Origin of the sequence: Frankia tisae (assembly GCF_025403405.1) — a bacterium.
Lineage (GTDB): Bacteria > Actinomycetota > Actinomycetes > Frankiales > Frankiaceae > Frankia > Frankia tisai.
The window spans coordinates 1-9,851 of sequence record NZ_JANEZT010000258.1 but is presented as its reverse complement, the minus strand read 5'-3'; the positions used below and the strand labels follow the sequence as shown (position 1 = coordinate 9,851).

Here is a 9,851-nt window from a genome sequence, read left to right as displayed (position 1 = left end):
GCGAACAACAGTCCCCCGGAACACCGCAGTCCCCCGGAACACCACAGTCCCCCGGAACACCACAGTCCCCCGGAACACGGCAGTCCCCCGGAACACGGCAGCCCCGCCGGGCACGGCTGTTCCGCGGAACACTGCGCGAACCGGAACGCACGGCCGGCACGCCACCGCCTCTGCCAGCACCCCCGCCACGGGTACCTTCGGCGAGCAGCACCCTGCTTGGGGCGCTCGGCGCGGCGCTGAACCAGTCGATCGGCACAGACCTCGCCGCGCTACGCGAGCACAACGAGGCCGTCCGCGGCGCCCGGGCCGGTCGGCGGCGCCTGCTGCGGCTGGCTCCGGCGGGCACGGCCCGGTTGGCCGACGACAGCGTCTACGACGCCTACCGACACGGAGTGGCCGAACAGGTCGCGGCACCGGTCATCGAGGCGCTCCTGCGCGTGCTCACCGACCGCTCTGACCTGCCGCACCCGCCGGACGCCGACGCGATGCGCACCGACGCCGCGGGCCGCGCCCGGATGACCAACGCCGCCGTCGCCGCCGTCCTGGAGACGCTGCCCGGCCGGCTGCCGGGCGTCGAGGACATCGACGAGCTGTGGCGGCTCGGCCAGCCCGCGCTCGACGGCGTCCGGGGCATTCTCGTCTCCATGATCAATGAGGGGTACGTGTTGTGCCCCGAGCCCACCGAGCGGGCCCGCCTCGCCCGGCTCGCCGCTGCCGTACATGACGCCGCCCTGGCCGCAACCAGCGGCCCGTCCCACTCGGCCGGATCCGAGTCCGGACGCGGGTGCGCAGCCGGGTCGGCAACCGCGGGCGCACGCGGGCCGGCTTCGCTCTACACCTCGTCGCCGCGGCCGGGTGTGATCACGACGGTCAGCGAGACCCTGGCCGCGATGCCCGGGGCACCGCTGCTCGACGTCATCGAAATGGCCACCCGCCGGTGGCTACGCATCGATCTCGCGGGGGCAGCGAGTCCGGCGGGCCAGCCGGAGTTCGGCTGGGCGTCCCTCGCACCGGTCGTCGGCGAGCTGCGCGGTGAGATCGCCGCTCTCGTCCGCCGCTGGACGCCCCCCACGCCGCCTCCGGCCGGGCCCGGCATCCGGCCGGCGGGACTCAGCGTCGGGCAACGCCGTGCGCTCGCCGCCCGCACACTCACCGACTTCGTCCACTACCTGCCCACGGCCGGTGCGGACGCCCTGATCGCCCTGCTCGACCTGCACCTGGTCGAACACACCACGACCGGGAACCTGCTGGACCAGCCGGTCGAACTCGTCCAGATCAGCGCTGACCTTCCCACCGCCCTCGATCCCACCCGCCGCCTGGCCGAAGACAAGGTCACGGGCCTGCAACTGGGCAACTTCGGCGCGTTCGCGAAGTCCTCCTGGCGGGCCAACGACTGGATGTGGGGGCGACTCGACGGCGCCGGCTGGCTCGTACGCATCCTGCTCGACCCGCGCCGACTCGTGCTGCGGCGGGACCTCGCTGTGCCCACCGGTCCCCCAGGCGACCCGGGCAGCCCGGGCGACCCGGGCAGGGTCGCCGACGTGGGCCGGGTCGCCGGCACCGCTGCACTGGCCCGGCGGGGCTGGCTGGTCTCGCTCGTCGACGACCTCGCTGAGGTCGCCGGCACCCCCGCCCCGCAGGACGCACTTGACGAACTCGCCTTCCTCACCGATCCGGACGCGCCGGTGCCGCCAAGCCTGCCGGTCACGGCCACCTGGGTGGCCGCCGGGATCCAGCGGGACATCGCCGCCAAGGAACTCGTCGGCCTCGCCCGAGCCATCCGCCAGGACAACGGCTCCGGCCTCGATCCGCGCCCCACCGCCGACTTCCTCGCCGCTGTCGACCGCGCCCTCGCCCCCGAGCCGAACGACACCACCACACCCACCAGCGCCACCACACCTACCAGCGCCCCTCCGGCCCCAGGAACTGGGGAGACAAAGACGGGGGCTTCCGGCGGGACGGAGGTGATCTCACTGGCCGCAGCCGCGGCCGCCCGGGTCGGGGCATCGCAGCGCGCCGCGGCGGGGCCAGCAACCGGGGTTGAACCACCGCCCGCCGCCTCCGCCCCGCCGCGGCCGCCCGGCCTCAGCGGGGTGCCGGTGGCGCCGGGAATGCTGGCGCCGCGGGCCGTGGACGACGTGCTGCGGGCCTGCCACGTCCCGGCGGAACGCATCACCGACCCGGCGCAGGGCCCGATCCTCGTCACCGCCCTGGCCCAGATCATCGCCGTGGTCACCGCCGGGGTCGCCTCGATGCGGATCCTGCCGCGGCCCGCGCGGCCGGCGGCGTTCGTGGTGCGTATCGCGGCGCGGCTGGCCTACGAGCTGGTCCGGGACGTGTCCCAGGGCCGGCGGCGGGTGGTGATCGGCCTGGGGATGGCGCTGGTGGTCCTGGGGGTGGCCGGTGGACTGGTCGGTTCCGGCGTGGTGGGGGGGCTCGGCATCCTCGTGGCCCTGCTCGGGCTGCTGATGATCGGGCTGACCAGCTGGCGACGGGTGCCCGGCGGGCTGGCCGTGCTCGCCGCCGGCCTCATCGCCGTGATCGCGGCCGCCGGAGCGTTTCCGGTGCTGCACGACCCGCTGTTCAACTGGCTGAGCGACGATGCCGTTCCCTACCTCGCCGACCATCCCTGGGCGTGGGCGACCGTGTTCGGCGCGCTCGTGCTGCCGGGCGCATGGTCGCTCGCGGAGGCCCTCACCACCCGCCGGGTCCGCCGCCGGGGCTGAGCCCGAGCTGACCGGGGTCAGCCTCCGTTCAGGAGACGTCCGACCAGCTCAACATGCCGTTGGGGTCCCGCAGGCAGGACACCGGCCGCCCGGCGGAGTCCCGCAGGACCCGGCCGACGTCCGCCGGCTCGCAGGACCCACCCTCCTCCGGCGGCGACTGGGCGGAGGACGCCGGCGGCTCGGTGGACCACCGGCCGCCGGCGGCGGACCCACCGCCGTCATCCGGAACGCAGAACAACGCCAGGCCGTTGACGGCCGTCGCCGGGGCCTTGTTCCGGCCAGGCGCGCACGCCTCGCCGAGGAACACCGCCGACGGCTGCGGCGTCGGCACCGCCGTAGCCGCGGCACCCCCAGCCTCGCCACCCCCACCGGCCGCGCCAGCCGCAGGGCTCGCCCCGGGAGCGGACTGCGCCGCGCCTGCACCCGACGCGGCCGGGCCCGAAGCGCCTGCTGAATCCGAGGAGTCCGGCGACCCGGAGGAGCCCGCCGAGCCGCCCCCAGCCGTGGCACCGTCCGGCGCGGCACTCGCCGAGTCGGTGGCGCCTCCGGCGGCCGGTGGGGTCACGGCGGGCGAAGCCGGCGCGCCCCGGTCCGGGGGGAAGGGGCTGGCGCTGATCGAGGTGTTCGACTGGGCGGCCACGTCCTCACCCGACGAACCGGAGTCCGAGCAGCCGACCAGGACCGCGAGCAGTAGGCCGCTCGTCATCACCAGACCGAGCCGCCCCGGGCCCGAACGGGTGGGCAGCAGCCGGCCGTACCTCGGACGCAAGCGGGCGGACCCGTGACGTCCCGGTGCCTGCGCACCACTCACGGCGAACCTCCCGTCGCAGGTCGGGAGCCGAGTCATACCCGGTTTCGGGCCTGGCCGACCAAGGCCCCCGGTCCAGCTTAGGTAGCCTTCTGCTCGCGGCGGGGCAACTTACCGGGAACTGGGCCGTCCGGGCTCGTTCCCGGCGGCATGGGAACCCGTTGGGCAACGCTAAGCATCGACTCGGCTACATCCGCGCCATGGATGAACAACGAGAACACCGAAACCGCCAGTGCCAGCGATGAAGGCACGAGGGAGACACAACGACACGCGAGCGCGCCGGCGGTGCGCCGCACGCGGATCGCGGCCACCTAGCCGACCGGGCCCGAGCGCGTGGAACTGACCGGCTGCGCCGCCGCGGCGGACGCCGACAGCTGGTCCGGGACGACCGCGGCGACGGGCCGCAGGGTGCCGTCGACCGCCAGCTCGGCGGCGACCTGGTCGAGCGGGACCGCGGGCCGGGCCGGCAGCGGCGCGCCCTGGGCCTGCGTGCCGAGCTCGACCCAGCCGACCAGCTCCTCGCCGTCGGCCAGGCCGAAGGCCGCGCGGACCTGCGCGCTGTCCAGCAGCGGCACCGACTTCCAGGCCGAGGCAATGCCGAGAGCGTGGGCGGCCAGGCAGATGTTCTGCGCCGCCGCGGCGGCGGAGGCGTCCTGCTCGCCGACCGGCACCTTCGACTCGACGCGGGCGGCGACGACGGCGATGAGCGCCGGGGAGCGGGTGGCCTTGCCGGCGGCCTTGCGCACGACCGGCTCGGGCAGGGTGCCGACGGCCTGCGCCGCCTCGGCGATGGCGGTGGCGAGGGTGGCCCGTGCCTCGCCACGCACGACGACGAACCGCCACGGCCGCAGCATCTTGTGGTCGGGTGCCGTGGTGGCGGCGCTGAGGATGACGGCGAGCTGCTCCGTCGTCGGCCCGGGTTCGACGAGTCGGGTCGCGGTGCGACGCGTCATGAGGCAGGCGAGAGCATCCACGTGGGACTCCTTAGTTGGCGAGGCACCCTCACTATGAGGAATGCCATCCTAAGATAACCTCATCATCACCGTAGACGAGGAGGGCGCCCAGATGCCGCCACCGGACACCGGCGACGAGGTCGTGAACGTGTTGCTCGCCGCCGGCCACCAGGTGCGGATCGCGGTCGACGAGGCGTTGCGGGCGAGCGTCGGGCTGACCCTGCGCCGGTTCAAGGTCCTGCAACTGCTCGCGGACATCGGGCCCTGCCGGCTGCGCGACCTCGCCGACGCGGTCGCGGTCGCCCCCCGGACGATGACCGAGACGGTCGACGGCCTGGAATCGGACGGCCTGGTGACGCGTCGTTCACATCCCAACGACCGGCGCGCGGTGCTGCTGACGCTCACCCCGGCCGGCCGGGAGGCTCTCGCCGTCGGCCGCCGGCAACGGGCGGAGACGGTGGCCGATTTCACCCGGCACCTCACCGCGGCGCAGCGGACCCAGCTCGTCGAACTGCTGGCGTCGATCCGGCGGCACGTACCCCCCGCGCCTGAATCCAGACCACCTGAATCCAGACCACCTGAATCCAGACCGCCTGGATCCCGAGCACCCGAATCCCGAGCGCCCGGCCCCGCCGAATCAGGCGTAGGCCCACAGTAGACAGCAAACTGCGGGACGTTACCGTAGAAGCTGTCGGATCGGACCATCGCCGGGAGGTTCCCGTCACCGCCGTCGTCTACCTGACCCGTCCCCACGCCGGCGCGCCGGACGATGGACCGGGGGCCAGCCCGGCGGGCCGCCCCAACCGGGCGTCGACGCCCTTGGGCGCCGGCTGAGATGACCGGACGGCAGGCCGGTGTGGGCGTCCTGGTACGCACCGAGCTGGGACGGGCTGCGATCGCGCTCGGTGGCTTTTCTCGCCTGCCGGGTCGCCGCCGGATCATGATCCTCAGGACATCACCGTCGCCATGGTCGGTGTCACGCTCAGCGCGGTCTGCTGGGGATCGCTGGCCGTGACGGTGAGGCAGCTCGCGGTGCGACGGGGCCTGCCGTCATGATCGAGGCGCCGCCGACCGCCGACCGCCGACCGGCGGCCACCACCGACCACCGCGCCCCATGGCGCCACTGCACAGACGGGGCACAAAAGTGGCACTGGTGTGGGACGGATCACCTCCGGCGCGTCGGGTAGGTGCATCCCCCACCGCACCGACCCGAGATCGGCCTACCATCCGGCACATGGTGCCGTGCCCGACTTGCGCGGAGGACAACCCGGAGCGGGCGCGCTTCTGCTCCGGGTGTGGGAACCCCCTGCCCACCGCGGGAAGCGGGGCGCGCAAGACTGTAACGATCATGTTCGTGGACATCGCCCGGTCGACGGACATCGGCGAGAAGATCGACTCCGAACCGCTGCAGCAGGTCATGTGGCGGTTCTTCACCACGGTGCGTGCGGTGATCTACACCCACGGCGGCTCGGTCGAGAAGTTCATCGGCGACGCCGTCTTCGCCGTCTTCGGCATCCCCGTGCTGCACGAGGACGACGCGCTGCGCGCGGTGCGCTCGGCGCTGGACATCCGGGCCGCGATGGAGGCGCTCAACGCCGACCTGCAGGAGAACTGGGGTCTGCGGCTGCGGGTACGGATCGGGATCAACACCGGGGAGGTCACCGTCGCCGGCGGCGGCGTCACCGGGGACGCGGTCAACGTCGCCGCCCGTCTGGAGAGCGCCGCGCCACCCGACGAGATCCTCATCGGCGACACCACGCACCGGTTCATCCGCCACAGCGTCACGGCGACCCCGCTGGACCCGCTGGTCGTGCAGGGCAAACGCGACCCGCTGCGGGTACACCAGCTGACGGGCCTCGTCGACCCGACGGCGGGCCCGGGCAGCCGGGCGCAGATCCACGGCTTCACCGCGCCCGTGATCGGCCGCAACCGGGAGCGCCGCCGCCTGCAGGACGCGTTCGAGGCGGTCATCGACGAACGCACCTGCCACCTGTTCACCGTGCTCGGCTCGGCCGGCATCGGCAAGTCCCGGATGGTCGGCGAGTTCTGCACGTCCATGACCACCCGGGCCATGGTGCTCACCGGTCGCTGCCTGTCCTACGGCGAGGGCATCGCCTACTGGCCGCTGATGGAGATGGTGCGCCAGGCCACCGGGCTGACCGCCGACGAGAGCGCTCCGGACGGCCGGCGCCGGCTGCGCGAGCTGCTCGACGGCGTCGGCCAGGCCGCCGAGATCGTCGAGGCGCTCGCCCCGCTGGTGGGACTCGGCGGCGCCGAGCAGGGCCCGCAGGAGAGCTTCTGGGCGGTCCGGTCGTTCTTCCAGGCGCTGGCCGCGCGCCGGCCGCTGATCCTGTGGTTCGACGACGTGCACTGGGCCGAGCCGACGCTGCTCGACCTGATCGAGAACATCGCCGACTGGTCCCGTGACGCGCCGATCATGCTGCTCTGCCTGGCCCGCCAGGAGCTGCTGGAGGACCGCCGCGACTGGGGCGGCGGCAAGTTCAACGCCACCTCGATGCTGCTCGCGCCGCTGACGGAGGCCCGCTGCCAGCGCCTGATCCGCAGCCTCATGGGCTCCGACGACCTCGACCCGGCGTTGGTCACCCGGATCACCACCTCCGCCGCCGGCAACCCGCTGTTCGTCGAGCAGATGGTCGCCGCCCTCGTCGACGACGGGCGGCTGCGCCGCGAGGGCACCCGCTGGATCGCCACCGGCAGCCTGCGCAACGTGACGGTGCCGCCGACGATCTCCGCGCTGCTCGCCGCCCGCCTCGACCGCCTCGACCCGCCCGAACGCCGCGTCCTCGAACGCGCGGCCGTCGTCGGGGAACGCTTCTACCTCGCCGCCGTCATCGACCTGTCCGACCCGGCCGAGCAGCCGATGGTGGCCGCGCACTGCCTGAACCTGGTCCGCAAGGAGCTGGTCCACCCCGATCGCTCCGACCTGCCGGGCGTGGAGGCGTTCCGGTTCCTGCACGTGCTGCTGCGCGACTGCGCCTACGAGTCCACCTCGAAGCGGCGCCGGGCCGACCTGCACCAGCAGTTCGCCCACTGGCTGCAGGCCCGACTCGTCGGCGGCCCGGGCGAGCACGACGAGCTCGTCGGCTACCACCTGGAGCAGGCGTTCCGCTACCGGGTGGAGATCGGCCAACGCGACGCGGAGACCGTCGAGCTGGGCCGGTCCGCGGCGACCTGCCTCATCGAGGCCGCCGACCGGGTGCGCCAGGGCGACGAGACGAGCGCGGCCCAGCTGCTCAAGCGGGCCATCACCCTGCTGCCCGAAACCGACCCGCTCCGGCTACGCGCCGAGATCGACCTCGGCTGGGCGCTGTACTCCTTCGGCCGTTTCTCCGACGCCGAACGCATCCTGCGTCAGGTCACCGAGCGGGCCCGGCGCGCCGGCGAGGAGGGGCTGCGGGCACACGCCCGGCTCGCCCACCTGCGGGTGTTGTTCTCCACCGACCCGGAGGGCCTGATTGCCACCACCCTGACCGAGGCCACCGCGTCGCTGGCCAACTTCGTTCGTTCGGGCGACGACGTCGGGGCGGCGTTGGCCTGCCGCAGCCAGGCCAACGCCTACCTGGCCGCCGGCCAGCTCACCGCGGCCGAGCGGGCGATGGTGAACGCCGTGCGTCACGCCGAGGAGTCCGGCGTGCCGCGGGCCGCGCAGTCGCTGCGCCGCGAACTCACCTTGCTCATGAGCTGGGGGCCGCGGCCGGTCGCCAGCAGCCTGGCCCGCGCCGGCGAGGCCCTCGACGCGGCCGGGGACGACCGGGCCCTGCGCCGCGCCCTGCTCGCCCAGCTCGCCGTCCTCACCGCGATGTCGGGTGACCTGGAGGGCGCACGGATCCATCTCAAGGCCGCCGAGGAGATCGTCCACGACCTGCGGGCGCCGCGGGCCGACCCGTTCCACGGCGGGTTCGTCGTCGCCCGGGTGGCGCTTCTCGCCGACGAGCTGACCGTCGCCGAGCGGGAGCTGCGCCGCAGCTGCCGCGCCCTGTCCCGGATGGGGGAACGGGCACTGCTGGCCAACCGCGCCGCCGCACTGGCCGACGTGCTGGTGCGCCTCGGCAAGGTGGACGACGCCGGCAAGTACGTCACCCGCTGCCGGGACGCCGCCGCCGCCGACCAGCTACCCGCCCAGGCCGGCTGGTGCGGGGTGCACGCCAGGCTGCTGTCCCTGCGCGGCCGGGACGCGGAGGCGCTGCGCTTCGCCGACACCGCCGTCGACCTCACCGGGCGCACCGACGACATCGACGGGCAGGGCCACGCGCTGCTTTCCCGAGCGGAGGTGCTGTACCGGGCAGGGCGCAAGGACGACGCCGCGGAGAGCATGGAGGCCGGCATCACCCGGTACCTGCATCGCGGCAACGTCGCCGCGGCGAACCTCGGCCGCCGGCTGTTCGAGACCCTGGACCTGCCTCCGTCGCTGTCCGGCTGAGGCCACAGCTCAGCGCAGCAGGCCGCGCAGCCGGGCCTGTTCCTGCAACCAGTGCAGTTCCTGGGCCCACAGCCGCAGCCGCTCGACCGCGGCGAGCTGCCGGGCGAGTGCCTCGGCGACGGGCGGCCGGCTCAGCGCCTCGACCCCGGACGGCGACCACTGCCAGTGGGCCTCCTCCTCGCAGGCCCGCCGGTAGGCGGCGCGGCGCAGGACGATCTCGGCGAGGGCGTAGTCGACCTGCTCGGTGAGCAGGTGGAGCCGCGCCAGCAGGTCCGCATCACCGACCAGAGGACGGCCGCTGTAAGCGGGCAACGGTACGGGCCGCACAGACATATTGCTCGAAGCGTACGAGCGAACTGCCCGCGAGAACAGTACCGGGGGTGGACAGATCGGTGACCATCCACCCCATCCTGGGGGATACCCGGGTCGGGTGAGATGGGCTCTGGAGATGTGAGCAACCGGAGTCGGGGGGAAGGCATACGGTACGGCGCCGGCGGCGTCGATCGGATCTGTAAGTCGCCCCTGGGGGTCTTTCGGTGAGTCTCACACCACCCGTCCTGCTGATGGTGCTTGGATTTCCGCTTCTCGTCATGGCTGGAATGCTGATGATGAGCGGGATCGAGAAAAGGCTGATCGGTTCGCGCAGTCTGCTGTCCCGGGTGGCCGAGGAGGCCGCCACCACGGTCGGATCCGCGGCGGCGGGCGGCCCCGAGAACGCCGCCGGTGGCGGGATCCCACCGCATCCGGCACTTACGGGCCCCTTCCGGGTAGATGAGCTCCCCACCACCCCCCTCCGCTTTTCGCTACGGACAGTGATGGCGGAGGATGGTGCCCGCGTCCCGCTGGGCGCCGCTGCGCCCAGCATGGCGGCCGCTGTGGCGAGCCCAGCCGCCGTCGCGGCCGCTCATGCCCTCCCGCTGGGC

At 73.7% G+C, this 9,851-nt stretch carries 7 protein-coding genes; 4 read left to right on the top strand and 3 right to left on the bottom strand.

Features of this window, described 5'->3' with window-relative positions:
- Positions 1-2,726: DUF3376 domain-containing protein (locus tag NBZ85_RS21660; protein WP_261562498.1), on the top strand; the 2,726-nt coding region annotated here is incomplete at its 5' end.
- A 28-nt stretch (positions 2,727-2,754) separates the two neighbouring features.
- Here the strand turns inward: NBZ85_RS21660 and NBZ85_RS21655 are convergent.
- Together NBZ85_RS21655 and NBZ85_RS21650 are read right to left on the bottom strand one after the other, a co-directional pair.
- Positions 2,755-3,495 (bottom strand): hypothetical protein, encoded by a 741-nt coding sequence (locus NBZ85_RS21655; RefSeq protein ID WP_261559415.1) that lies wholly within the window; start codon positions 3,493-3,495, stop codon positions 2,755-2,757.
- A 350-nt stretch (positions 3,496-3,845) separates the two neighbouring features.
- Complete coding sequence (locus tag NBZ85_RS21650) at positions 3,846-4,508, bottom strand: nitroreductase family protein (protein ID WP_261559416.1); 663 nt, start codon at positions 4,506-4,508, stop codon at positions 3,846-3,848.
- A gap of 91 nt (positions 4,509-4,599) precedes the next feature.
- On the opposite strand from NBZ85_RS21650, the gene NBZ85_RS21645 reads away from it, so the two are divergent.
- Positions 4,600-5,145: a MarR family winged helix-turn-helix transcriptional regulator gene (locus NBZ85_RS21645; RefSeq protein ID WP_261559417.1), complete on the top strand. Its 546-nt coding sequence runs from the start codon at positions 4,600-4,602 to the stop codon at positions 5,143-5,145.
- A gap of 576 nt (positions 5,146-5,721) precedes the next feature.
- Positions 5,722-8,928 (top strand): adenylate/guanylate cyclase domain-containing protein, encoded by a 3,207-nt coding sequence (locus tag NBZ85_RS21640; RefSeq protein ID WP_261559418.1) that lies wholly within the window; start codon positions 5,722-5,724, stop codon positions 8,926-8,928.
- A gap of 9 nt (positions 8,929-8,937) precedes the next feature.
- Here NBZ85_RS21640 and NBZ85_RS21635 read toward each other — a convergent pair whose 3' ends face one another.
- Positions 8,938-9,261 carry a hypothetical protein gene (locus tag NBZ85_RS21635; protein WP_136448644.1) on the bottom strand — a complete coding sequence of 108 codons (324 nt, stop codon included), beginning with the start codon at positions 9,259-9,261 and terminating at the stop codon, positions 8,938-8,940.
- Between the two features lie 203 nt (positions 9,262-9,464).
- Here NBZ85_RS21635 and NBZ85_RS21630 point away from each other — a divergent pair.
- A partial coding sequence (locus tag NBZ85_RS21630) for a hypothetical protein (protein ID WP_261562497.1) occupies positions 9,465-9,851 on the top strand: 387 nt, incomplete at its 3' end.

What these genes read in the sequence shown, in the direction of transcription:
- NBZ85_RS21645 (WP_261559417.1), top strand. Translation starts at nt 4,600, where the DNA reads ATGCCGCCACCGGACACCGGCGACGAGGTCGTGAACGTGTTGCTCGCC.
- NBZ85_RS21640 (WP_261559418.1), top strand. Translation starts at nt 5,722, where the DNA reads ATGGTGCCGTGCCCGACTTGCGCGGAGGACAACCCGGAGCGGGCGCGC.
- NBZ85_RS21635 (WP_136448644.1), bottom strand. Translation starts at nt 9,261, where the DNA reads ATGTCTGTGCGGCCCGTACCGTTGCCCGCTTACAGCGGCCGTCCTCTG.